Raw genomic sequence first — 26677 nt, forward strand, 5'->3', positions numbered from 1 at the left:
ATCACTAATAGTTAAATTTGTTACTTTAGATTTCCAAATTTGATGATCATTATCAAAATACCGTTCTGTCATAAATATGAGAGAACTACCTGGTGTTTGATCCATCGAAAGTGTAATACTGCCAATTTTTTGAATTTTTGGTGCCCCATTAATCTCAACAGGTGCAGTTATATTCGTTCCTAAAAAATCAACTGCATCTTTGATATTGGACAATGGATAGCCATCTGGATAAACTGGCTTCATAATATTCCCATCAGTTACATTAGCTATCGTGTTTGACGCTGGCATTGATGGATTTTCTCGTGTCTGATCATTAGTTTGGCTCGCATTCGTGTTTTGCGGCACTGTACTTGAAGCATTCGCAGCTGAGGTGTTACCTGATTCTGATGTCGATTCGTTTGTCGAGCCTGCTACTTGTTGACTGCCTACATTCGCACTCGTACTCGTTGACCCCGGTGTTGCGCTGGCTGCTAAGCTCGTTGATGCCTTTGTCACTTCGGATGCAGCTGTGTGCTCACTTACTGAGGTAATCTTATCTGTGGCAACTGTCGATGTCACTGTAGACTCTGATACTGTACTGGTTGATGCTGACTGACTTGAGGCGGTCGACCCTGCTGGAATCATCACTGTATTCTGATCAATCACATTGTCTGCGGCAGCACCCTTTTCGTTGGCCACAGGTGTGTCCGCAAACACATCACTATTTGTCATGACCGTGCCACCCAGCAACGCTCCGACACCAATTAAGCCTTTGAGCAGCCCATGTTGTGCTTGCCCTTTTTCTTTGGTCTCTGTTGCTTGATTTGCCATATCAGACTTTTTTGTTAAGAATGTAAATCTTGATAACCCCGCTGTTATCCAATTTTTACCGTCTTTATACATTTTAAAGCGTGTCACGCGACTGACTTCTGGCCGATAGGACCCGTGTTTTCTTTTCATAAAGTATTACTCCCCTTAGTTTCTGATTTACCTGATTTACCAGCACCGCATTGACTGATATCTTCTAATTATTGCCCAAGGTATGCCTTCAGTCACACGATTAAAAGCGCTTATGCGCGACAATAAAATATTTTCATGCCATCAAAAAGTCACCCTCCGGTAAGAATTAAATTACCGAAGGGTGACTTTTTTGCACGATTACACAATGCGTTGTTTAAGATTCAAAAGATTACTGCGATCTTAGCGTTATTCTCGCCTTAATCTTGAGATTTTTTATTCTTTTTGTTTCGCTTTAGTGCAAGCGGTGCTGCCAATAGGCCAAGACCTAGTAATGCAGTTGTTGTATCGTGTTCACCTGTTTCAGGTAAGAGACCATCCTTTTTAACCTGATTTGGTACTTGTGAACCGATAGATTGACTATCACTTGAACTCGTCGACGTTACAGCTGTTGATTCAGATGCGCTTGTCAAAGCTGACTTTGATGCTGTCTCACTTTCTGATACCACATTTGATTCTGATGCTACTTCACTCGTTGAAACAGCCGTTGATTCTGATGCGCTGGTCGAAGCTGACTTTGATGCTGTCTCACTTTCTGATACCACATTTGATTCTGATGCTGCTTCACTCGTTGAAACAGCCGTTGATTCTGATGCGCTGGTTGAAGCTGACTTTGATGCCGTCTCACTTTCTGATACCGCATTTGATTCTGATGTTGCTTCACTCGTTGAAACAGCCGTTGATTCTGATGCGCTGGTCGAAGCTGACTTTGATGCTGTCTCACTTTCTGATACCGCATTTGATTCTGATGTTGCTTCACTCGTTGAAACAGCCGTTGATTCTGATGCGCTTGTCGAAGCTGACTTTGATGCTGTCTCACTTTCTGATACCGCATTTGATTCTGATGCTGCTTCACTCGTTGAAACAGCCGTTGATTCTGATGCGCTTGTTGAAGCTGACTTTGATGCTGTCTCACTTTCTGATACCGCATTTGATTCTGATGCTGCTTCACTCGTTGAAACAGCCGTTGATTCTGATGCGCTTGTCGAAGCTGACTTTGATGCTGTCTCACTTTCTGATACCGCATTTGATTCTGATGCTGCTTCACTCGTTGAAACAGCTGTTGATTCTGATGCGCTTGTCGAATTCGATGAAATCATTGAAATAAATTCTGATGCATTTGCAGAACCTGATTGACTTGAAGATACAATTTCAGATGTCATTTCTGACACAACCTGACTTAGTGAAATCAATTGTGATATTGCATTTGATTGCGATCCAGCCACACTTGTTGACTCTGACGCAACCTGTGACGTTGACACACTCGTTGACGCTAACTCACTCGCTGCCTTTGAACCCGCCGCACTCGCTGACGCAATCGCTGACGTTGCGACGCTCATTGACGCTTGGGCTGAAGCCAACTGTGAGGCCATCTCTGACGCAATCGCTGACGTCCGTTGTGACGTGACCGCGCTCGTTGACGCTAACCCGGATTCAACCAGCGAAACAGTTTCACTCATTGAAATGACTGCCGAAGTTACAGCACTAGTTGATCTACTAGTTGACACTTGATCTGAAGCCATCTGTGAGGCCATTTCTGACGTCCGTTGTGACGTTGACACACTCGTTGACGCTAACTCACTCGCTGCCTTTGAACCAGCCGCACTCGCTGACCCGATCTCGGATGTGAGCTTTGAAATCGCATCACTCTTTGAGCCGGTTTCGCCTGCGGACGCAATCTCTGACGCGACATGTGACGTTGACACACTCGTTGACGCTAACTCACTCGCTGCCTTTGAACCAGCCGCAATCTCTGAAACAATCGTTGAGGTTGCCTGTGAAAGTGCTTCACTCACAGAATTAGCCTCACTGGCTGATGCTAACTCACTCGCTGCCTTTGAACCAGCCGCGCTCGCTGAGACTAGCTCAGATGTAAGCTTTGAAATCGCATCACTCTTTGAACCGGTTTCGCCTGCGGACGCAATCTCTGACGCGACCTGTGACGTTGACACACTCGTTGACGCCCATTCTGAACCAGTCTTTGAAATCAACTCGCTCGCTGACACCATCTGAGATGCTAACACACTCGTTGACGCCACGGCTGAATCTGCTACAGATGCTACTATTGACGCAGTTTTTGATGAAGCTCCTGAGTTGATTTCACTCGCCGACGCCCATTCCGATTCAATCTGAGATACAGCCTCGCTCATCGAAATGACTGCCGAAGTTACAGCACTAGTTGATCTACTGGTTGACGCTTGGGCTGAAGCCATCTGTGAGGCCATCGCTGACGCGCTTTGTGACATGACAGCACTCTTTGACGCTAACTCACTCGCTGCCTTTGAACCCGCCGCGCTCGCTGACACAATCTCGGATGCACTCTTTGAAATCGCATCACTCTTTGAGCCGGTTTCGCCTGCGGACGCAATCTCTGACGCCGCCTGTGAGTTGGCCACACTCGTTGACGCTAACTCACTCGCTGCCTTTGACGCAACCGCCATTTCTGACGCAATTGCTGATGTTGCGACGCTTGCAACAGCAGATTCAATTGTAGACGCAATCCCCGACGTCCTTTGTGACATGACGGCGCTTGTTGACGCTAATTCACTCGCTGCCTTTGAACCCGCCGCGCTCGCTGACACGATCTCGGATGTGAGCTTTGAAATCGCATCACTCTTTGAGCCGATTGCGCCTGCAGACGCAATCGCTGACGCTACCTGCGACGTTGACACACTCGTTGACGCTAACTCACTTGCTGCCTTTGAACCCGCCGCCATCTCTGATGCAATCGTTGACGTTGCCTGTGAAAATACTTCGCTCGTTGACACTTGAGCTGACCCGGCCTGTGAAATTGTTTCACTGATTGAAGCAATAGTCGAGCCCATATTAGAATTTTCAAGGCTGGCTGATGCAACCCGTGAAGCAGCAACAGATACTTCTTGGCTGACAGAGGTCATCCCCGACCAATTACTTGAACCAGTTGAGGCTGTTTCCGAATTAAAAGCCGAGGCCCAAGCACTGGTGGAATCAAAAATAGACTTTGTCTCAGAAACCGCTTGCGAAATAACTGCACTCGTTGATGCCACTTGTGAAGATACACGCGAATCAGAAGCTGCAACACTTGCCGAGCTTACCTGAGAATCTTTGGTCGAAGCAGATTCAGATTGTTGCACAGAACCTGCTAACATAGCCGATTCAACTTCCGAACGGTAGATTGAAGCCCACTCACTGAGCGACACAAGCGCTGACAGACTGATTGACTGGTCTTGAGAAGCTGTCAAACTCGTTGATGCCACTTGTGATACGTTTTCAGAATCAGCAACCGATTGTGACTGTTGCACAGAACCTGCTAACATAGCTGACTCAACTTCTGAGCGATAAATTGAAGCCCACTCACTGAGAGAGACGAGCGCTGACAGACTGATTGACTGGTCTTGAGAAGCTGTCAAACTTGATGATGCTTCTTGTGATGCACTCTTAGAGTCGGATATTTTTTCACTTTCAGAGTGTTGTACAGAAGTCTGATATGATGCAATTTCGGAATTTACTTGACTCGCTGAGATACTCTGTAATGCCGAAATCGATGTTGAATCCGCTTGATTCGTTGAAACGCTCTGAGATGTTGCAATTGATTCTGAGGCCGCTTGCGAGTTTACAATTGATGTAGAGACCGACTGACCCGTTGAGGCACTTCGTGAAGCTGCAATTGATGTTGAGACTTCCCGACTTGTTGAGGCAGTTTGTGAAGCTGCAATTGATGTTGAAGCTAACACGCTTCCTGAGGTTAACTGCGAATTAATAATTGAAATTGACAGTGATTGTCTTGTTGAATCCTGTGTTGAAACTTCCGTACTTAACGATGCCGCATTTGAAATATTCCTTGAACGTTCTTCAGAAAGTACAGTACTAGTCGATCCGTTTTGTGATTGTAGTAATGACATTGCGTCACTCAAAGAAACTGAGTGCGATAACTTCATTGAACCAACTTGCGAAATAGACGCAGATTGCGAACCAGCTTTTGACGCAACTAAGCTCTTAGAATTACTTTCAGAGACATGTGCTGACTTCGCTTGACTTTCTGAACTATTACGTGACGTAACGATTGACGTCGAAACCACTTGTGAATCAGATATTGATGTTGAAGTTGCTTGGCTCGCAGAAGTATTCTGTGATGCAACAATGGAGGTTGAGGTTGCTTGACTCTCTGAAATATTCTGTGATGCTACAACAGATTTTGAGGCCACTTGTGACGTTGCAATTGAGCCTGAGGTTGTTTGTGACACGGCGACTGAGGTTGAATCAGCCTGTGATGAAACGACCGATGTTGAGGTCACTTGGCTCTCTGAAATATTCTGTGATGTCACAATTGATGTCGAGGCCACTTGTGATGTTGCAGTTGATCCCGAGACTGTTTGTGACGCGTCTGTGCTTGCTGAAACCGCTTGTGATACATTCTTACTTGTCAAAACGGACTGACTCGCCGAATCTGATTTTGAAGCAGTCTCTGATGTTGGAGTAATCGTTACAACTGTATCTTGTCCCAATTCTTTAGGTACTTTACCATTTAAAATATCATCTATGGTCACGTCTTGACCACTAACTGTTGATTTATAACCATCTGGGATGACATTTAAAGGGTATGTTGCGCTTGACGCATCATGAGGGTTATTAACATATTGTACATTTGCATAAACCGTACCATCGCCTTGCTTAACCACTAAATGCCCTAATTGCTTGTACACATACTCAACATCTGATGATGGGAAATATGGATTTAAAAGTACAAAATCAGTACTATAGTCAGCATCGTTTGGCCCGATCTTATCTACAACTTGGTCCGGTGTACCATCAGTAAACTTAACAACGGCACGCATAGTACCATCCTAACCAATTTGAGTATAAGTTACAGTCGCAGTATCACTAAGTCGTTGCGAATATTCTGCTCCAATCTTGCCATATGCTGATATTTTTCCGCTACCATTGTTATGCAAATCTTCAATGTAGTAGCCTTCCCTAACTGGTCCAGATGTGGATGTATATCTTTCACCTTCCCAACCAACTTCCTCATGGGTTTCAATAATTTTACCGGTTTCAGCATCAATAAGCTTAACAGTTTGTTTGACTTGTATTGGTACAAAAGTAGTTTTTCGCTGTCCACCGCCACCTAAGTCACGGATACCATAAGAATATTTATTGATAAGTGTTTTTTTTACAGAATCCATTCGGGTGTATTGCATGCGCACAGAATTCCGGTCACCATCTTTGGTAAAGTAAAATTTAAGCCCAGCAATGACATCTGAAGAATAAGAATAATAAGCAAGAGTTACTGTATTTGTATATATCTTCCCGTCAGTATCTTTTTCGCGAATAACAATCTCATCAGGATTATCACGTCTGACAGATATTAATATGTCGTCATAGGTGACGGAATCATCCATTGCAATAAGAGCCCCCCACCAAAAGTCATATAAATTATCATCATTTGACCGCGGCATGCTTGCTGGATAATCTGGTTCTGAAACTGAGCTGTTAGCCTTTGCATTGGCCGTATTGTTTTCAGCATTCACAGTCGCTGAATTCAACGCATTGTCTGTCAATGACGTTGAACTTGTTGGCGTCTCGCTCGTTGATTCTGATGTTGAAACTGTGGTCGTCTCTGAGCCTTGTTGACTGGTTACTTGGCTCGTTTCCCCAGCACTTTCGCTCATCGATGTTGAACTCACACGTTCCCCAGTTGACACGTCGACACGAGCGGCCTCTGAGTTCGAGCCCGTTGCACCTTGGTTTGTTGACGCTGTTGTACTTTGACTGGTTGTAGCTTGATCTGACGTGACAGTTGATGTCGACGCCGTCGTTTCTGCTGATGCCGAAGTAGACGTCCCCTCAGATTCAGATGTAACGCCTGATTCTGATACAGACCCAGCACCACTTACCTGCGTGCTCGTGCTGGTTGATCCTGCAGGAATTGTCACCTTGTTTTGATCAACTAAATTGTCCGCTGCCGCATTTTTTTCATTGGCAACTGTTGTGTCCGCAAAAACATCGCTGTTCGTCATTACTGTACCACCCAGTAATGCACCAACACCGATTAACCCTTTAAGCAAACCATTGTGACCTTGTTGCTTTTCTTGAGTAGTGGTTGTTTTTTCAACCAAATCCGACTTTTTTGTTAAAAAGGTAAACCTAGATAACCCGGCGGTAATCCAATTTTTACCATCTTTATACATCTTGAAACGCGTCACCTGTTTGATCTCAGGTTTAAATAATCTATGTTTTCTTTTCATATGCTAAGTCCCCTTTTAGATTGATTTTCATACAAAGAATGTATTGGCACTATTATCTTTGATATTGGAGATTAAAGCGTGCGAATAAAAGTCCATACATATCAAAATGGAACCTTTTACACAGCTTTTTGCTTTTTATCCCCAACTTTTACTTTATAATCAAAAATTGTTTACTATAACACAATTGAAAAGAAAACTTTTAAACTATAATTTTTTTATCACAAGGAAGCATATGAAAGACATAACTAATTTTGCACAGATATTAAATGCCAACGTATACCTCAAAACTAATGATGAAATAGATCAGGTGGATTCGCAATCTGCAGTAAAAAGAACACAATTAAAAAACGCAATCGTATTCTTTGAAAAATATCCTCAAAAAACCTATCAAGCTATCAGTTTTGATACAGGCTATATTTTAGCCGTTCAAGTATCATCTAGCGAGACGATTTATTACCTGTTTGACTTTAATCGTAGCTCATTTTCAGAAAGTCAGTTTCGACTAGTCAGTGTGCTCACAAAACTAGAATTAATTTCACAGACCATTTATCGATTGTATACTGGAAATATCGCCCCACGCGAACATCTTTTATCCATAATAAGCGTTTATCACAAAGAGTTATCGAACATTCACCGATTGATCCAGATTGTTCGTCTTATTATGATGTTGAAAATGAAATCATTAACGCAGTTATTTATTCTAATCAAGATGATCTCGTTATGGCTATCGAAAAATTACCAAATATCCATTTCTTTGATGCGTTGGATATTGACCATGCAACCCTCCGGCAAAAAAAAGACTTTATTGTCTCTTATATTGCTATTTTGACCCATGCCATTGAGCAATGGGGGTATCCGGTTGACCGTGCTTTTAAAATACAAACAGATCTTGTAAACGAAATAGAACATGCCATTAATTTTCCAGATTTCATTAATACATTGAATGGTGTGACCTGGTTTTATTTCAAAACCATTCAAAATTATCGCATCCACAACTTCCTACCGCTTCCAGATCGCATCATGTCGTATATTAATGAACACGTTTGTGACAACATTAATTTAGATGACATTGCCAAAGCAGTCCATGCCTCAAAAAAGAACTTGAATCCAGCATTTAAGGAAAAGTTTGGCATTACGATTACGCAATTTATCCGAAAAAATAAGATTGATCGCGCAAAAGAAATTCTAATTGTGTCGGATGCACCCATTCCAGATATCGCCAAACAATTAGCGTTTTCGACGCCAAGTTACTTTATTAAAACGTTTAAAAAAGTTACTGGTTTAACACCTAAATATTTTAGAAATCACTTTCTAGAAGACGAATTAAACCAATAAAAAAAAGCATCCCTGCGGGATGCTTTTTTTATTGCAAAATGTTGTCAATTTGTGCGATTTCTTCTTCGGTAAATGTCATATTGTGACTAAAAGCGAGATTATCGACCAAATGGTCAATATTACTTGCCCCAATCACAACACTAGCTACCCGACGATCTCTTAACAACCATGCCAAAGCCATTTGTGACAATTTTTGACCACGGGCTTGCGCGATATTATTCAAGCCGTTTAACTTCGTAATCAAGTCATCTTTACCATTTTCAAACAAAAATTCATTGGTGCGATGAATTGGATAATCTTCTGGAATACCTGTCAAATAACGATCCGTCAATAAGCCTTCTGCCAATGGGCCATAAGCAATTAAGCCGGCATGACTGTCATCCAAAACATCCAATAGCCCATCTTCAGTCGCCGTTTGGTTCAACATATTATACGAGACTTGGTTTCCAATAAATGGTGTCCCCAACTCGTCAAATAACTTGGCAATCGCTGCTGTTTGCTCTGCGGTGTAATTTGACACCCCAATATACAAGGCTTTGCCCTGCTTAACCATCAAATCTAACGCATAAGCCGTTTCTTCCAAGCGCGTATTGGGATCCCAACGGTGAGCATAAAAGATATCCACATAATCTAAGCCCATGCGCTGTAAACTCAAATCTAAAGCCGCAGTTAATGTTTTCTTGCCAGAAAATTCACCCAATGGCCCTGGCCACATGTGATACCCTGCCTTGGTCGTAATCACCAATTCATCGCGGTAAGGCTTTAAATCACTGCGATACACTTGGCCGAAAGTTTCTTCAGCCGTGCCGTTGCTTGGCCCATAATTTGACGCATTATCAAAACTAAAAATACCACTATCAAAGGCTTTTAAAATCACTTTTTTAGAGTTTTCCAGAGGCATTTGATCGCCTAAGTTTCGCCACAACCCAAAGGATACGGCGGGTAAAATTAAGCCAGAATCGCTGACACGACGATAAGGTAATTTTTCATAACGTTGTTCATCTGCTGCATATACCATACTTTAAAGTCCTTTCACTATCTGCTCTGCAATGACTTGATGCTCTGCACAATTCGGGTGGACATGGGTCATGGTTGGTAACCATGCTTTTGTTTCAATTAACGTCAATTGATCAAAGCGTGCTGTTTCGGCAACAAACACGGCCCGAAACGCACCATTTAATGGCATCATTAACATAATTTTAGCATTATGAAAGCGCTTTATCAATTCAAGGAGATAAATCCGCAACCCAAAGGCAAACTGCTGCGCGTTTGCGCCATAATTGGCATCATTTGTCCCATAATTGACAATGACTAAATTTGTCGCCACTAATGGTCGCGCCACATTATTTCCGACATGCCATAACGCCTCTATCGCGGTTGGGATTTGATAAGGGGCTGATGCGGTCAATCCTGTGCCGCCATAAGCGATACGATTGAGCGGTTGCCCTAAGATATTAGCAACAAGTTGCGGATAGCTCACTTCTGGATGATTGCCATCGGCCGCCATGTCCTCGCCAGCCGTGATAGAATCCCCAACAAAAGTAACAAAAGGCTGCGTGACAGCGAATGGCACGACATCGCCATCGTCAATGGTCATCGTGGTAAGGATGACCGGATCATTCCAAAAGGCCTCACTGCTCCCCTCACGTTCCCGAAGCACAACCTGAACTGTAGCAGGTGTCTTGTCAAGCGACAATTGCAATACCTTTGCTGACACGGCAATGGTCTGCCAATCATTATCATTAATTTTAACGGCAAAACTCAGCCCACGGTAGGCTTTGGCAAAGGTTAATGTCACCTGACACACGCGGTTGGTTTTAAATGTCAGTGCTGCACCATATTGTGTTGTTAAGAAACCAGCGTCGCTAACACCCCATTCAGGTGATAGCAATGCTGTCATATCAACTGTTTTCATAGTTTAACATCCAAATTATCTGGGCTTCTCATAATATCTTCGATACTCTCAAAAGCTGCCACGCGGCGAATCGCTTCGGCAAACGGTGCTGCAACCGACAGGTGACTTAACTTATCAAATTGCTTACCGTCTGGCACTTCAATCGTGTTGGTCACCAAAATTTTTGAAATGGCGGATTCGGCTAATTTAGACACGGCATGATCAGACAAGACCGCATGTGGCGCCACGGCATAAATGTCCGTCACGCCAGCTGCAGCCAATGACGCGCTCGCCAAAGTCATACTTAAGCCCGTATCAATGATATCATCGATCAAAATTGCCCGCTTACCTTTAACATGACCAGTAATACCAAAAGGTGTCGTATGGGAATCATCATTGGCCCGGCGGTCAATAATTGCCCATTCAGCATGCAACAACTTGGCGAATTTACGTGCGCGACCCACACTAGAATGATCTGGCGCCACAACGACTAAATCTGAACCAAGTAGGTCGTTTTCATAGAAATAATGACCTAAAGTTGGCATTGAAATCAAGTGATCCACTGGAATATCAAAGAACCCTTGCACCTGATCGGCATGTAAATCCATCGTAATCACGCGCTTGACGCCTTGTGATTCCAACATATTTGCCACCAAACGGGCGGCAATTGGTTCGCGAGAACGTGCTTTACGATCTGACCGCGCATACCCAAAATATGGTATAACCACATTGATTGTCTTTGCTGAAGCGCGGCGCGCGGCATCAATAAAAATCATCAATTTCATGAAATTATCATTCACTGGGTCTGAAATGCCTTGCATCACATAAACATCTCGGCCACGCACAGTTTGCTCAATTCGTTCATAAATCTCATCATCGGCAAATTGCCGCACATCAATATCAGATAATTTCGTGCCTAAAATGCTGGCGACTTCGTTGGCCAACTTTGGATTACTGCCAAGGCTAAATAAGCGGTATTCAGGGGTCGTCATTTTCTTACTCCATTTTTTCTTAGTTTCATTATACCAGGTTTCAAGTCGTGCCCATAAAGTCATACGGGGTCACATCAGCCATCCCAATCATTGGTGACACAGCCTGTGCCACAATTAACTGTGTTGTTAATTGCTTCGTACCTGGTGGGGTTGGTTGGCTAACAGCAACTGGTTGGGTAACGTTTTTTTCTTCTGCTTGTAGCCGTTGCGTTAACCAAGTGGCTCGCATCGGCACGGGTGTCTGGGCCGCGCGAGCAAATGCTTCATATTCGCCAACCAAAATCAAGGCTTCTTTTGCGCGAGTGATCCCAGTATACAATAAATTACGATTTAACATTAAGCCAAAGCGCGACGTTAAGGCCATGATTACCAAGCGAAATTCATTACCTTGGGCCTTATGCACTGTGGTAGCATAGGCTAAGGTCAACTGATTCAATTGCTTTTTAGGATAAACTAGCTCTTTCCCATCAAAATCAACCACCAGACTGTCTTCATTTTCAGTATTCCCTGGATCTTTTTTATATTGAACCGCAACAATTTGGCCCATATCGCCATTATAAATGTCGCGTTCGCTGTCATTTTCCAACTGAAGCACCTTGTCGCCCCGACGAAAAATGGTTTCGCCAAACTGTAACGATTTTTGTGCCGGTTTAATGGGATTAAACAACGCTTGCGCCATGGTATTTAAAGCATGCACACCCGCAGTTGTTTTATACATCGGCGCTAAAATTTGTAATTCATCGGCGGTATACCCTTTTTTAATTGCGGCTTTGACCACCTGTTCAATTGCCGTTGCCACTTGATCTGGCGCCACCATAAACGTTGAGCGATCACGTTGGTTAGTCATAAAGTCTGCAGGTAAGCGGCCATTTTTAATGTCTTGGGCCATTGTCGTGATACTACTACCACGCCCTTGACGATAAATCGTTTCCAGCTCAATATGTGCCAGTGCCTGGCTCGCCACCAGATCAGCTAACACATTACCAGGTCCAACGGATGGTAATTGGTCGGCATCCCCGACGATAATCACTTTCATGCCACTGGGAATAGCGGCCAGCAATTTGGCGGTAAGCTCAATATCGAGCATCGAAGCCTCATCAATAATGAGTAAACCACCAGCAATGGGATTATCCGCGTTAAATTCTGGCTCATCTAGATCTGCAATGCCGAGTAGCCGATGAATAGTCGTTGCATCATAGCCGGTGACCTCGGTCATTCGTTTCGCCGCACGCCCAGTTGGTGACGCTAATTTCACGGCATAATTTTTCAAAAAATCTTTTGTATTGTCTGCATACTTAGCCTGCTGGGCCAACAACTGGTGCCACGTTGCCACAATTGTGCGGACAATTGTCGTTTTGCCTGTCCCAGGACCACCAGTCAATAAGAACACTTGCGCATTCAACCCCGCTGTCACAGCCGCAATTTGTGTCTCATCTAATTGCATATGGCCAGGTGTGACCACTGCAGCAGCAATTGCTTCCGAGGTGATGTCAAATGGCATCGGCGCACGCAATAAACGCCGCAAATCTTGGGCAGTCTGAACTTCTGCCTGATATAAAGCCGTCGCATACAGACGGCCGTCCTCATCGACCAGGATTTGATCCTTGAGGAGTTGCGCAATAGCAGCCGTAATGGCTGTTTCTAATTGTTGATCACGTAACAACTGGGCCGTGGTTTGCACGAGTTGGTCACGCGTCAAAAATGTGTGACCGTATTGAAAGCTCACATTCATCATCGTAGCATAAACAGCCGCCTGAATGCGTCGCGAATCATCACGCGTATGCCCATTTTTTTGGCCAATGCCGTCTGCCGTTTTAAAAGAAATACCGTCAAATTCAAAGACAAGACGATACGGATCGGTGGTTAAAATTGTTTCTGCTTCGTGACCATATTGATCATAGAGACGTCCAGCTAAGTCGGCCCCTAGCCCGTACTGATTCCCGACTTGAAATAAGCGCTCCAGGCCTAAATTGAGTTGTAAATTGCGGGCTAATTTCTGGGCGGTTGCTGGCTTCATAATGCCGTCCAATACCGAAACGTCATCTAAAATGAGATTTACCGCATCCAAGCCCAAATGATCAACAATTTTTTCAGCCGTTTTTTTACCAATGCCTGAAAATTGCCCACTGGCAAAGTACTTAATCAAGCCGTTTTCATCAGGTGGTAGTTCATTTTCATAACGTACCACTTTTAATTGTTGGCCATATTTTGGATGGCGCACAACTTGGCCATAAAAAGCATACGTACTGCCCTCTTGGACATCAGCAAAAGTTCCCGTGACAATGATTTCAGGCGCATCCCAATCCACTAAAGTCGCCTCGTCGATTTGTACCGATAAAATTTTAAAATAAGAATCACTGGACGCAAAAATGATGTGTTGTAACGTGCCGGTAATTTTGTCCAGTTGTTCCGTTGGAAATGCCATCGTGTGCAAATAATATCCTATCCCAATGTTAAATTAAATCGTTGTCCCATCGTTTTGTGGCTTGTTTAAATACGATGTGTTATTCCAATCTTCAACCTGAAAATGTTGGCCATCTTGTGTTGAGAGGACGGTGGTTGATGTGTTGCTTAATCCCCCACGGGTCCGAATGGCCATTCGTGGCGTCTGTAATAAAGCGTTAATGCCAAATGACAACGCCATCCCATGTGACACAATTAAAATATTGTCATTGGGGTATTGTTGCGCCAAATTTTTAATGAAGCGTGCAAAACGTTGACTGGCACGTGTGTACCCTTCACCACCAAATTCAACGCCTTCAAATTGATCTAAATCATGTCGATAATTGTGATAAGCGGTCGCATACTTAACTTGTACATTCGCCACCAACTCACCTTCCCATCGACCTAAGCCCACTTCAGCAATATTTGACCGCAGCGAAATCCGGCCACGATAATGCATTGCCCGACTAATTTGGGTGGCTGTTACGCGAGCCCGACGCAGCGGCGAAGCAAAAACGCGGGTAAAAGGGACGTCGCTTAAATACTCGGCCACCTTGATCATGTCATCATAACTAGATGGCAGCAAATCTGAATCCCCATTCCCGCCTTGAAAACGTCGCTCAAGGTTCCAGGCTGTTTGCCCATGTCGTACAAAATAAAATGTTGTCATATTAAATCTTTTCTAGCACACCACGTGCCACCAATTCATCCACAAAGAAATGATACAATTGTACCAATTCGGCCGCATGTTGATGCTTAAAAATGTCTACGCGAACCACATCGCCAGCCGACACGGTACTCATTTTAAAGCCCGTCAGTGTTTGGTTAACTGAGACCTTTAATTGAATCGCATTAACCAAGGCCTTTTCCGGTTCAAGTGAGCGGTGTAACACATAAACGCCCGCATTATTGGTCACAAAGCCTAAATCACCGAGCGTATACTTCTTCACTTGTGGGCTGAGTTGATAAGTTGCATCCCCAGAAATCGTCACTTGTTGATCGAAAGCCATTTCTTTTTTGTACACCCACCACGCGCGTTTTTCAACGATCAGTTGGGTACACTTCCTCCTAAAACATACTGTCTTTATTATACCAAAAAAGCCCCACGATAGCGGGGCTCTCCGGCAAAATGTTGCCTGTTTGGCTTAAAACTTTTGATTAAATTGTGAGCCTGCTGGGTGATTAGGCACTTTAATTGTGCCAGCAATAATCGCTTTTTGTGCTTTATCAACAGCGGCCTTTTCATCTGGTGTCAGCGCTGATTCTGTTAAGTACACCCCTTGTTCCTTCAACCCATAAGCCACGGTCTGGCCACCAGGGAAGCTGTGCTTCTTATTGTAGTCGTCAGCAATATGCTTCACGCCGGCACCTACAGACGTGATAGATGATGCCAAGGTTGATGTTTCTGACTGACCATCTTTTGACTTATAGGCGCCATCAGACTTTTGATCGCGATCAACACCAATAATGTACAAACGATCTTTTGAATCCGCTGTGAGCTTTGAGTTTTCAGCCTTGGCTTCTGAAAAGGCGCCATTGCCGACAAAACCTGCCGCAGCAAAAATCGTTTTAATGCCTGACGCATACATCGTTGCTGCAATGGTCTTTCCTTTAGCTGAGTCAGTGAATGAATTGGCATACTGCTTTTCAACGGTTAGTGTTGGATCAGTTGCCTTCACGCCAGCTTCAAATCCAGCATCGAAAGCATCAATGATATTCCCGTGAATCCCGCCGATGAAGCCAACTGCCTTTTCGCCATTGGCTTTAGCCTTTGTCGCCGCAGCGACACCAGCAAGATAAGATGACTGTTCTGAACGGAACATCACTGAAGCAACGTTTGGTTGGTTGGTGACAATGTCATCCACCAACACAAACTTTTGCTTCGGGTTTAATTTCGCCGACTTGGTAATGGCTTGATTCAAAGAATACCCAATCCCATAGACGATCTGGTACTTCTTGCTCTTGGTAGCCAAATTAAAATTCTGGTCTAAGTCAGAATGGTCAGCCGTAGAAAAGTACGTCACCGGCGCATTTTGTCCTGCCTTCACGTGGTTTGCTGCGGCATATTGCTTCGCACCTTCCCAAGCCGATTGGTTAAATGAGTGGTCATCCACACCACCTACATCAAGTACGAGACCAAGTGAGGCCACGTTTTTTGCATTGGTTGCTTGATTAGATTGGTGTGATACACCAGCATAAATGCCGCCACCGATGATGGCTACAGCAGCAATTCCTGCGACAATTTGAGTTGATTTTTTCATGGTGATTATTCTCCCTTTGTGAGGTATGCAAATGCATAGCACCGACCCCAGCTTCAAATTTTTACGCCACCTCAAATGATGAGATGGCGTAAATACTAGCTTCTATTATACGTGTTCTACTGACCAAAACAAGGTCAAATCATGGGCTTGACAGGTTGGAAAATGTTCGGGTTTTAATATTCTTCTGGTGCGAGTGGTGCATCATTTGGCTTCACAACAAAGCGTAAGCCCTTGGGAAAGAAATTCTTGATTTGACCATCCACAAACTTCCCCCAACCAACACCATTCCCATTTGCTGTCATCACAACCCAACCTTTTTGTATTGGTACATCTGGTCGAATAACATCGCCATGAACAAATTTTGCCCAATCGGCCGTATCCAACGCATAGGTTTGCACAAAGGCTTTGGGTGGTAGTGCTAACGCTAAAGCATGCGCTGGTTCAAAGCGATTCTTCTTAAATGTGCCAAGTTCAAGCCCAAGGCGTAAAATTTTCATCCCCGTGATATCTGGTGTTTCAACCGGTGCCAGATACAAGCGATCCCCGAATAAGGTAAACGTGCGGCCTGCCAGATCAAAATCAACCAGCGTATCTGATAAAAACGCGGTCACAATTTGTTCTTGCGCCCGACTCAGCGGACTGGGGACTAATGGTTTCACGTTAACATCTGTCACGGCAGCCGTTGCACTTTTTTGTAACTTGGCCACAAAATGCCCTTCGCCTTGCAAGACTTGTGGCCACAAACGCGCAGTCTTTGCCAGTTCGATCTGATCAACGGTTGTACTTTCAGATGTCTGACCCGCAGTATAATCATGATCTGCCCAAGCCGGCCGGCCATCACTAACATGTGTATGGGCTGGCTTTTCAATTGATAAGAGGGTCATCTCAGGATATTCTTGCATCAACCAAGCAATCATTTGTTCATCTTCTTCTGGGGCAAACGTGCATGTTGAGTAGACGATTTGTCCCCCAGGACGTAACATTTTCATGGCCTCTTGTAAAATTTCCCGTTGTAAATCGGCTAATTCATGTGGGAAATCTTGATGCCACTGCGCGACTGCCGCTGGATTTTTGCGAAACATGCCTTCGCCAGAACATGGTGCATCTAACAAAATTTTGTCAAAAAATTGCGGCAGTTTCGCACTTAATTCAGCTGGTGCATGTGAACTCACGATGCTATTTTGCACGCCCATCCGTTCAATATTTTCACTTAAAATCTTGGCGCGATTCATGAAAATTTCATTCGCCCAAAGCAAGCCATCTTGTTGCATAAAAGCTGCGAGGTGGGTTGTTTTGCCACCAGGAGCAGCGGCAAGATCTAACACGCGCTCACCAGGCTGTGGTTGGAGCACCTCACCTACAAACTGCGCAGATGGTTCTTGTGAATACACCACACCGGTCACATGGTCAACACTGTGACCAGAGACTGCCCCAAAATGCCCCCACTGCCCGTATGGTACTGGGCCATGGTCGGGTGTATCACTAACGATGGGATGTGCTTTAAGAGGATTAATCCGATACGCTTTTTGAACTTGATCATCAAATGTGTCAAAAAACGCTGGGGCTTCGTCACCTAATAAGCGTGTATATTTACTGATAAAATCTGTTGGTAAATTGGTCATCAGAACTGGTCCACTTCATCTCGGGTTGGAATTGACGGAATTGCCCCGTGGCGCGTGACTGCAATGGCACTTGCTGTACTTGCACGGTCAACTGCTTGCGCTAAATTATGCATGTCTGGTGCTAATTCATTGGCGAGTGTCCCAATAAAAGTGTCACCAGCCGCTGTCGTATCGACCGCCGCTACTTTCTTAGGCTTAGCCCACCACCGTTGGTCGCCATCGGCAATAAAGGCCCCCGCATCACCAAGTGTGATGATACTGCGAGGGATCCCCATCGCCAAAAGCGCATCACTGACTTGATTTAACACAGTCTCATCATTGGTCACTGGGATACCTGTCAATAATTGGGCTTCCGTTTCATTTGGCAAAATGATATCTGTCAAACTAGCCAACGTCGGGGTAATGTCATAAACTGCGGGTGCTGGGTTCAACACTGTTTGCACATCGTGTGTTTTAGCCAGCTTAAACGCCGCTGTGATGACGTCAAGTGGGACTTCAAATTGCGCAATTAATGTATCCGCCTGGGCAATGATTGCCTCATCTAAATCCGCTAGTGTGAGCGCTTGGTTGGCACCACCATGGATTAAAATTGTGTTCGCACCGTTTGCTTGTAGCATGATATAGGCCGATCCGGTTGGTACTTGGGGATTGACGGTCACCGCTGAAACATCCACCCCATTGTCTTGCAACGTTTGACGCATAAACGTCCCGTTGGCATCTTGACCAACAGCGCCGATAAAATCAACCTGTGCCCCTTGTCGCGCAGCGGCAACCGCTTGGTTGGCGCCCTTACCGCCTGGTGCGGTGGCAACGTCAGTTAACGCCATTGTTTCACCTACTAAAGGCATCCGCGGCATCTTCATAATGCTATCAACATTCAGACTGCCTAAGACCACAATTTTTTTTGCCATGATTGCTATTCACGATCTGCCACACTACCCATAGCTTGGGCAATGTCACAAATCACTTTCCTCCGTGTCATTTCCCTTCTATCATACCATGTTTAAACCATGCAAAAAAGCACGGCTAGCCGTGCTTTTCAAACGTTTTTCACTCAAAAATGATAAATTAAAGTGTCGTACGGTGCATTTTGCCCTTTTCTCGGAAATAACGATAAATCGTTAACGCCACGACCAAGATACCAATCGATAACGCCAACAACAACGTTTTCATGGTTTGATCATGATAAACCAAAATCGCCCGAATCAATGCCGTTACCCCAATGTAAAGGAAACTTTCCATTGAAATATGCGCATCTTTAATAAAGTACTCGCGTACCAAGCTCATAAATTCGAAGAACAAAAAAACTGCCAACGTGGCATCGGTAATTTGCCCAAAGTGCGCCCGCATGTCGTTGACGCTTAAGAGTAAATAGGCCAAATTATAGATTTCTCGCAATAAAAAGCCAAAAATCACCACCCCAATCACAATCATGAGGACATTTAAGACATATTCAAAATAATTGGCCACTTTTTGGTGCCATTCGTGTTTCATACTTCACGCTCCGTTATTCTAGTCGTTAAAAATCAAATAAGCTCAATTGATTTTCATCCGGCATCCCGTCTAAGACTGAATTTTTCGTCAAATAATCAATGACAGTTTGCGACACCTTGCCGCGCTTTTTCAAATCTTCCTTACTTAAAAATGGCTTTTCTTGTCGCGCCACAATAATCTGCTTGGCCACGTTATCTCCCAAACTTGGCACCGCTGAAAACGGCGGAATTAACGTGTCGCCATCAATGACCCACTCGCTGGCTTCTGACTTGTACAAGTCAACCATTGAGAACGTGATGCCACGTTCCAAGGCTTCGTTAGCCATTTCCAGCACCGTCAAAAGATTTTTGTCACCAACCGTGGCATCATTTCCCAGCGCCCGCAGCCGCTTTAAGGCTTCTTTAGTGGCATTTTTTCCGCGGCTCATCGCCACAATATCAAATTGGTCTGCGCGCACTGAGAAGTACGTCGCATAATAAATCGTTGGGAAATAGACTTTAAAATAAGCAATCCGCAAGGCCATCAAAACATAGGCCGCCGCGTGGGCACGTGGGAACATATACTTGATTTTAAGCATCGATTGGATATACCATTCTGGAATCTTTGCTTCACGTAATTGGGCCTGATATTCATCTGTAATGCCTTTCCCTTTACGCACTTTTTCCATCACGTTAAAGGCATCTGCGGCCGGAAAGCCCCAGTTAATCAAATCCGTCATGATCTTATCACGGGTTCCAATCACGGTCCCAATCGTTGCGGTGCCATTTTCAATTAATTCATTGGCATTCCCTAACCACACATCCGTGCCGTGGGACAAACCAGAAATTTGCAGTAATTCAGAATAATTGTGTGGTTGCGTTTCTTCCAGCATCCCCCGCACAAAGTTGGTCCCAAATTCCGGCAAGCCAAGCGTGCCAGTTTTTGAAAAAATCTGTTCTGGCGTCACGCCTAACGCTTTGGGTGAGGTAAACAAACTCAAGACACCCGGGTCATTGACTGGAATGGATTGCGGATCAATCCCCGACATATCCTTTAACGTTCGCACCATGGTTGGATCATCATGACCCAAAATATCCATTTTCAACAAATTATCGTGAATCGAATGATAATCCATGTGCGTGGTTTGCCAAAGTGATTTTTGATCATCGGCTGGGTATTGAACCGGCGTGAAATCATAGACATCATATTCCCGGGGCACAATCAAAATCCCACCCGGATGTTGCCCAGTCGTACGCTTGACCCCAGTAATCCCTTGAGCCAAGCGTTCCACTTCGGTACCGCGATAATGCTTATCATGATCGCGTTCAAAACCTTTGACATAACCAAATGCTGTTTTTTCAGCCACGGTCGCAATCGTGCCAGCGCGGTAGACATTGTGTTCGCCGAACAAAACTTTCATGTAATTGTGGGCAATTGGCTGGTAATCTCCTGAAAAGTTCAAATCGATATCGGGCACCTTGTCCCCTTTGAAGCCCATGAAGGTTTCAAAAGGAATGTTCTGGCCATCACCGATTAACATTTCACCCGGATGATTGGGATCAGGTTTATCTGGTAAATCGTAACCCGATTCATAGATTTTTGGATCAGCGAGTTCAAAATAATCCCCATGCGCACTGCGGTAATGCGGCGCAAACGGATTAACTTCCGTAATCCCAGACATCGTTGCCACAAATGATGAGCCAACCGAACCACGTGAGCCAACCAGATAGCCATCTTTGTTCGACTTTTCAACCAAGCGTTGGGCAATCATGTAGTGCGGCGCAAAGCCGTTGCCAATAATGGCTTTTAATTCTTGGTCAATGCGTGCTTGAATGACATCAGGCACCGGATCGCCGTACCATTTTTTGGCCGTTTCCAGTGTCCGCTGGGTTAATTCCTCACCTGCGGTGGGAATGTTTGGCGGGTACGAACCACTTTTTAGCGGTGCAACCGTCTCTAAACGATCCGCAATCAGATGCGTATTATCAATCACAACCTTTTTCGCCAGTTCCTCACCCAAAAACGCGTAATCATCTAGTAATTCTTGCGTCGTTTTAAAGTAGAGTGCTGGCAAAGCTGTCCGATTTTTTGGATTACCCGGCTGGGTAGCAATTAAGATTTGCCGGTAAATGCGGTCTTCAGGATTCGTATATTTAATATCACCCGTGACCACAACTGGCTTGTCCAATTCATCCCCAATGGCCACCATATCCCGCAAAATATCGTGTAATTTATTAGTATCGGCAATCAAGCTCGATTCGATCATCGGCGCATAATTGGCCGTGGGTTGTATTTCAATAAAGTCATAATACGCGGCCTTTTCTAACGCGGCGTCATAACCCTTTTCAATCAATGTGACAATCACATCACCCCCCGTGTCCCCCGTTCCCACTAACAAACCGTCACGGTGTTGTTCCAAAACAGAACGGGGAATGCGTGGCACGCGCGCAAAGAATTCAAGGTTTGACCGAGACACTAATTCATACAGATGCTTTAAACCAACTGCGTTTTTCACCAACAAAGTGGCATGAACGGGTCGGCCGTGTTGCCACGCCTTGCCTTCTGTCATATGGTCATTGAGCTGTTGATGGGTGGTCAGATCATAGCGTTCTTTAGCCTCTTTCATCAGACGCCAAGCAATATGCCCCGTCGTTTCCGAATCAAAAATAGCCCGGTGTGCTTGTTCAAGATTAATATTAAAGCGCTTGGCAATCGTGCCAAGTCGGTAAGATTTGTAATCAGGGTAAAGCCAACGGGTAAATGGCAAGGTATCAATCACTGGATTACTGATGGCCGGTTTTTGATAACGCGCATACGCCGCATTCATAAAGCCAATATCAAAGGTCACGTTATGCCCAATCAGCACCGCATCGCCAACCCAATCCCGGAAGCGTTGAATGACATCAACTTCCGGATCGGCATTGGCAACCATTGAATCGGTAATTGAGGTCAGTTCAGTCGTAAATTCTGACAAAGGAAAACCTGGGTTGATGTATTCTGAGAATTGGTCCACCACGTTGCCCAGCTGCATTTTAACCGCAGATAATTCAATGATTTTATCCGTGACGGCCGATAGCCCCGTGGTTTCCAAATCGAAAGCGACAAAGGTTGTCTCTGGTCCAAGTAATGGGACATCTGCCAAGTTAAACGCAATGGGTTCACCATCTTCAACGAGATTGGCTTCCATCCCATAAATCATTTTGAGATCATTTTTCTTGCCGGCAGCCACAGCTTCTGGAAAACCTTGCACGTTGGCTGTGTCCATGACACCAAGCGCCGTTTGTCCCCAACTTTTAGCGAGTTTTGCTACCGCGGCGTAATCCGTCACTGCGTCCATTGTTGACATGTTGGTATGCACATGCAACTCAATATGCTTTTTATCCCCTTGATACGTTTCAGCGCGGTTTTCATGCGTAATGACTTGTAAATCATAAATATTTAAGACTAGTTCGCGGGCATAGGTGTCTTCTTGCACATTACCAGACATCCGAACCCACAGCCCGGTTTTTAACCCGTCAAACACCGCTTCATCGATCTCATTATTGGAAAACTTTTTGGCTGCAATCGCACTTGAATAATCCGTCACTTTGATGGTCATCAATTTACGGCCCGAACGCAACTCACGTACTTCATTGGCAAAAATATACCCTTCAACAACCACCCGATTTTCTTCGCCTTCAATGGTATCTAAGCGCGTAATTTCAGCATCAGCGGCGATTTTTCGGCCGAGTGTTAACGGTACCCCTTCGGCTGAAGTTTTGGGCTTAGCCTGTTCAGTGGCTTGAATCGCCTTTTGCAAATCCTCATGGGCTTTGGCGTGGTGCATCGCCACGCTTTCTTCAATCTGTTGTGCTAAGGCGTCGTCCTGCTGCGGGGTTAGCATTAATTCAGGAAAGCCATAGGTTTGATAGGCCGAAGCAATGGATTGCAATGCCTCGGCTGTGAGCGCATTGTATAAGAGTTGTGCGCCAACTGCAACACCAAAATGTTGCGCCCCAATTGGCCGCAACATGGTATTACTGGTTAATTGTTGACTCGCCGCATGATTAAGGGTGGAATCGGCCAACGCAATATGCCAGTAATCGTTCACTTGGCGCTCATCGATGGCCTGAAGCGGTGTTTGAATCACGAGGTGAGTCTGCGCGATAATGGTAAAGGCAGCCTTTAATTGCTGTCGGAACTGCAAAAACACATGCACTGGTAAAATATCATGCAATTCAACATGAAAAGTCCACGTTTTGGCTTGTTTTGAAACAACGACTTGCGCTAAGCGACCGCCAGCAAAAAAAGCTTTCACGTCATCGGCTAGCTGAACTTGAGCCATCAGATGTTGCAGTTGTTCTTCTTGAGATATTGCCATGTCGCCCCCTTATTTCTTGATTAAAAAAACCGAAACGAGTCGGTCTTTTGTCTTTATTTATCACCATTTAGCAAGACTGAAACTGAGTCAACAACTTCGCTGACACGCATTTCAATATTCGTATTGCTAGCACGGACTTTCACTTCAACGACGTCTTCAGCGGCTTTTTTACCGACAGTGATTCGGATTGGCAAGCCAATCAAATCTGCATCGGCAAACTTAACGCCTGCACGTTCCTTCCGGTCATCAACTAACACATCTAGCCCCTGAGCCTTCAAGGCTGTTTCCAACTGTTCTGTCACACGTGCTTGCTCATCATCTTTTAAGTTCACGGGTACCAAATGCACGTCAAATGGTGCAACACTAGCTGGCCAAACCAAGCCATCATCGTCAGCCATTTGTTCCGAAATCGCACTCAACAAACGTGACACACCAATACCGTATGACCCCATAATCATATCAATTTGACGCCCATTTTCATCAAGAATTTGTGCGCCCATTGTCTTTGAGTAACGCGTCCCCAATTTGAAAATGTGGCCAATTTCAATCCCCTTGGTAAAGACCAAGTGCCCTTTACCGTCAACGGCTATGTCGCCTTCGCGGGCAGTACGAAAATCAGCGACATTTTCAGGCGCCAAATCAACATCGCGTCCCCAATTAATGTTGAGCAAATGTTGCCCATCTTCATTGGCACCAGCAGCAAAGTTCACCAAATCAGCCGCACGTTCATCAACCAGCAAACGGACGTTTTCTGGCAAATTCACTGGGCCTAATGAGCCAAAGCCGGCGCCAATTAGTTCACGAACTTGTGCTTCATCAGCTAGTTCTAAGCTGTCAGCTTGCAAAAAGTTTTGTACTTTCACATCATTGACTTCAAAATCACCCGTCGTCACGACAGCCACTAATTCACCATCAGCAATAAACGTGATTGTTTTTGCCAATTCTGATGTTGGTACTGACAATAATTGTGACAATTCATCAATTGTCTTTTCATTTGGTGTTGCAATTTTTTCAAGTGGCAATGCCGCTACTGATGACGCTTGACGTTCATAAAAATCCTTCGCCATTTCAAGGTTCGCTGCATAATCAGAGGCATCAGAATAAGCAATAATATCTTCACCGGCCGCAGCAGGCGCTGAAAATTCTTTTGAATCAGAACCACCCATGGCGCCTGCATCACCAACAATGGCACGATATGATAAGCCAATGCGATCAAAGATATTCACATAAGCGGCTTCCATGTCATGATAGGCTTTATCCAAACCTGCTTGGTCTGCACTAAATGAATACGCATCTTTCATGATAAATTCGCGTGTTCGCAACAAACCAAAACGTGGGCGATTTTCATCGCGGAACTTTGACTGAAGTTGGTAAACCACCAACGGTAACTTTTTATAAGACTTAATATCGTCAGCCATCAACTGCGTAAACGTCTCTTCATGGGTTGGTCCCAAGATGAAGTCACGGGCTTGTCGATTTTTAAATTTATAAAGTGCCGGACCATAAGTTTCATATCGGCCAGACTTTTCCCATAACTCAGCTGGTAAAATTTCAGGCACTAACATTTCATTGGCATCAATGCGATCCATTTCTTCCCGAATAATGGCTTCAATTTTGTTTAACACCCGTTGTGCCAATGGCAAATAGGCGAACATACCCGCAGCGACTGGTCGAATAAACCCAGCTTTTAAAAGCAGCTGGTGACTTTTCACCTCGGCATCAGCTGGTACTTCACGTAATGTTGGCATCAGTAATTTAGACTGTTTCATGAGAATCCTCGTTTTTCCTTTTTGCAATATGTACGGCGCCAAGCGCCATGTCATTATCTTAGTAAATCATTGATTGTGACTGCAACCATGAGCACAACCATAAAGGCGGCGCCTGCCACAGTCACAGCATTTTCGATATTTTCTGGTAAAGGTCGACGCCAAATGGCTTCAATTAAATTGAGCAACAATTTGCCGCCATCCAATGCTGGAATTGGAATTAAGTTCATCATCCCCAGATTGATGGACAACATTGCCATATAGACCAATACGTTTAAAAAGCCAGCTTTTGCAACTGTTGATGTCGTTTTGGCAATTGATACTGGACCGCCAAGCTTATTGAGACTAAACCCACCACTAAATAGGTGGGTGATAGCATACCAAATGCGCTGGGTCGTGCTGCCAGTTGCTAATATACCATATTTTAACCGTGCACCAAAGTCCGTATAGGTTTTTGGTGTGATACCGACCAAATGGGTCGTTGTCCCATCAACCTTCACCTGCTTTGGTGTTAATTTAATGGTTTTGGTCTGACCCTGTCGTTTCACAGACAATGAGAGCTTGTTGCCTGCTGAGCCACTAATTGTTGTGGCCAATTGATCCCAAGACCGCATCGTTTGGCCATTGACCGCTTGAATGTGGTCATTTGCGCGTAACCCAGCTTGCTGAGCTGGCATACCTGATTCAACCGTCCCCACAATCGGTTCATTTAACGTCACTTGTGGTTGCAAAAAGCCCAATAGACAAAAGACAATCAGCGCCAAAACAAAGTTCATCACCGGTCCGGCAATATTAATGATTGCCCGTTGATATACTTTGGCACTTTGCACCCAAGTATCTCGAGGGGCAATCAATAAGGCAATGCCTTGTTGATCAATAATCGTAGCACCATGATCAACCTGCACCGTTGTTAACGTTGGCTCATCTTCACGATAGCCAGTTAACGTCAAGGCGTCATTTAAATCAAATGAATCAATTTGAAACGGGACGCCTGCGCCAGGTCCGTCAATTTGGGTATCAATCGTTGATACGACGCCTTGGGCATCAAAAACCAAACGCACACGTTGCCCTGCATCTAAATCAGGGGTTTCATCCATGCCAGCCATACGCACATAACCACCCACCGGTAAAATGCGAATGGTGTAGGTGGTATGGTTACGGCGCCAATGCAGTAATTTAGGTCCCATACCAATCGCAAATTCACGCACCCGGACGCCTGTTTTTTTCGCCGCAATAAAATGGCCAAATTCATGAACGGTCACCAAGACCCCAAAAACGAATATAAAAGCAATGATGGCTGTCAAATTCATAA

Annotated in this window: 16 protein-coding genes and 1 pseudogene; 1 reads left to right on the top strand and 16 read right to left on the bottom strand. The window is 44.7% G+C overall.

Features of this window, described 5'->3' with window-relative positions; all coding sequences use genetic code 11:
* Positions 1 to 834: 834 nt before the first annotated feature.
* The 3 genes and pseudogenes from HF966_RS08995 to HF966_RS00370 all read right to left on the bottom strand — a co-directional run.
* Positions 835 to 939: pseudogene (locus tag HF966_RS08995) on the bottom strand (KxYKxGKxW signal peptide domain-containing protein); the annotation flags it as partial.
* 257 nt (positions 940 to 1196) lie between these two features.
* Positions 1197 to 5810, bottom strand: a complete 4614-nt coding sequence (locus tag HF966_RS00365; protein ID WP_168675687.1) for a serine-rich family protein — start codon at positions 5808 to 5810, stop codon at positions 1197 to 1199.
* 9 nt (positions 5811 to 5819) lie between these two features.
* Positions 5820 to 7220, bottom strand: a complete 1401-nt coding sequence (locus HF966_RS00370) for a KxYKxGKxW signal peptide domain-containing protein (protein ID WP_168675688.1) — start codon at positions 7218 to 7220, stop codon at positions 5820 to 5822.
* Positions 7221 to 7940: 720 nt separating this feature from the next.
* On the opposite strand from HF966_RS00370, the gene HF966_RS00375 reads away from it, so the two are divergent.
* Positions 7941 to 8555 carry a helix-turn-helix domain-containing protein gene (locus HF966_RS00375; protein ID WP_168675689.1) on the top strand — a complete coding sequence of 205 codons (615 nt, stop codon included), beginning with the start codon at positions 7941 to 7943 and terminating at the stop codon, positions 8553 to 8555.
* Between the two features lie 28 nt (positions 8556 to 8583).
* Here HF966_RS00375 and HF966_RS00380 read toward each other — a convergent pair whose 3' ends face one another.
* The 13 genes from HF966_RS00380 to rseP all read right to left on the bottom strand — a co-directional run bounded on the left by HF966_RS00380 (position 8584) and on the right by rseP (position 26675).
* A complete protein-coding gene (locus tag HF966_RS00380) occupies positions 8584 to 9573 on the bottom strand; it encodes an aldo/keto reductase (protein ID WP_168675690.1) in 990 nt (329 codons plus the stop codon).
* Between the two features lie 3 nt (positions 9574 to 9576).
* Positions 9577 to 10470, bottom strand: coding sequence for a GDSL-type esterase/lipase family protein (locus HF966_RS00385; RefSeq protein ID WP_168675691.1), 894 nt, complete (start codon positions 10468 to 10470; stop codon positions 9577 to 9579).
* Positions 10467 to 11441 carry a ribose-phosphate diphosphokinase gene (locus HF966_RS00390; RefSeq protein WP_168675692.1) on the bottom strand — a complete coding sequence of 325 codons (975 nt, stop codon included), beginning with the start codon at positions 11439 to 11441 and terminating at the stop codon, positions 10467 to 10469. The genes HF966_RS00385 and HF966_RS00390 overlap by 4 nt, the downstream gene beginning before the upstream one ends.
* Positions 11442 to 11481: 40 nt before the next feature.
* On the bottom strand, positions 11482 to 13866 hold the full coding sequence (gene recD2, locus HF966_RS00395; RefSeq protein WP_168675693.1) for an SF1B family DNA helicase RecD2: 2385 nt from the start codon (positions 13864 to 13866) through the stop codon (positions 11482 to 11484).
* Positions 13867 to 13899: 33 nt separating this feature from the next.
* Entirely contained in the window at positions 13900 to 14553 is a 654-nt protein-coding gene (locus HF966_RS00400; RefSeq protein WP_168675694.1) for a histidine phosphatase family protein, read from the bottom strand.
* Position 14554: 1 nt separating this feature from the next.
* Positions 14555 to 14893 (bottom strand): DUF1831 domain-containing protein, encoded by a 339-nt coding sequence (locus HF966_RS00405; protein ID WP_168675695.1) that lies wholly within the window; start codon positions 14891 to 14893, stop codon positions 14555 to 14557.
* A gap of 135 nt (positions 14894 to 15028) precedes the next feature.
* Positions 15029 to 16144: a BMP family lipoprotein gene (locus tag HF966_RS00410; RefSeq protein WP_168675696.1), complete on the bottom strand. Its 1116-nt coding sequence runs from the start codon at positions 16142 to 16144 to the stop codon at positions 15029 to 15031.
* A 173-nt stretch (positions 16145 to 16317) separates the two neighbouring features.
* Positions 16318 to 17766, bottom strand: a complete 1449-nt coding sequence (locus tag HF966_RS00415; protein WP_168675697.1) for an RsmF rRNA methyltransferase first C-terminal domain-containing protein — start codon at positions 17764 to 17766, stop codon at positions 16318 to 16320.
* Positions 17766 to 18677: a ribokinase gene (gene rbsK, locus HF966_RS00420; RefSeq protein WP_168675698.1), complete on the bottom strand. Its 912-nt coding sequence runs from the start codon at positions 18675 to 18677 to the stop codon at positions 17766 to 17768. The genes HF966_RS00415 and rbsK overlap by 1 nt, the downstream gene beginning before the upstream one ends.
* Positions 18678 to 18834: 157 nt before the next feature.
* Positions 18835 to 19260, bottom strand: coding sequence for a phosphate-starvation-inducible protein PsiE (locus tag HF966_RS00425; protein ID WP_168675699.1), 426 nt, complete (start codon positions 19258 to 19260; stop codon positions 18835 to 18837).
* A gap of 25 nt (positions 19261 to 19285) precedes the next feature.
* On the bottom strand, positions 19286 to 23599 hold the full coding sequence (locus HF966_RS00430; protein ID WP_168675700.1) for a PolC-type DNA polymerase III: 4314 nt from the start codon (positions 23597 to 23599) through the stop codon (positions 19286 to 19288).
* A 53-nt stretch (positions 23600 to 23652) separates the two neighbouring features.
* Complete coding sequence (locus HF966_RS00435) at positions 23653 to 25368, bottom strand: proline--tRNA ligase (RefSeq protein WP_168675701.1); 1716 nt, start codon at positions 25366 to 25368, stop codon at positions 23653 to 23655.
* A gap of 53 nt (positions 25369 to 25421) precedes the next feature.
* Positions 25422 to 26675, bottom strand: a complete 1254-nt coding sequence (rseP, locus tag HF966_RS00440; protein ID WP_168675702.1) for an RIP metalloprotease RseP — start codon at positions 26673 to 26675, stop codon at positions 25422 to 25424.
* Positions 26676 to 26677 lie beyond the last annotated feature (2 nt).

The organism is Leuconostoc holzapfelii (genome assembly GCF_012396485.1).
Lineage (GTDB): Bacteria > Bacillota > Bacilli > Lactobacillales > Lactobacillaceae > Leuconostoc > Leuconostoc holzapfelii.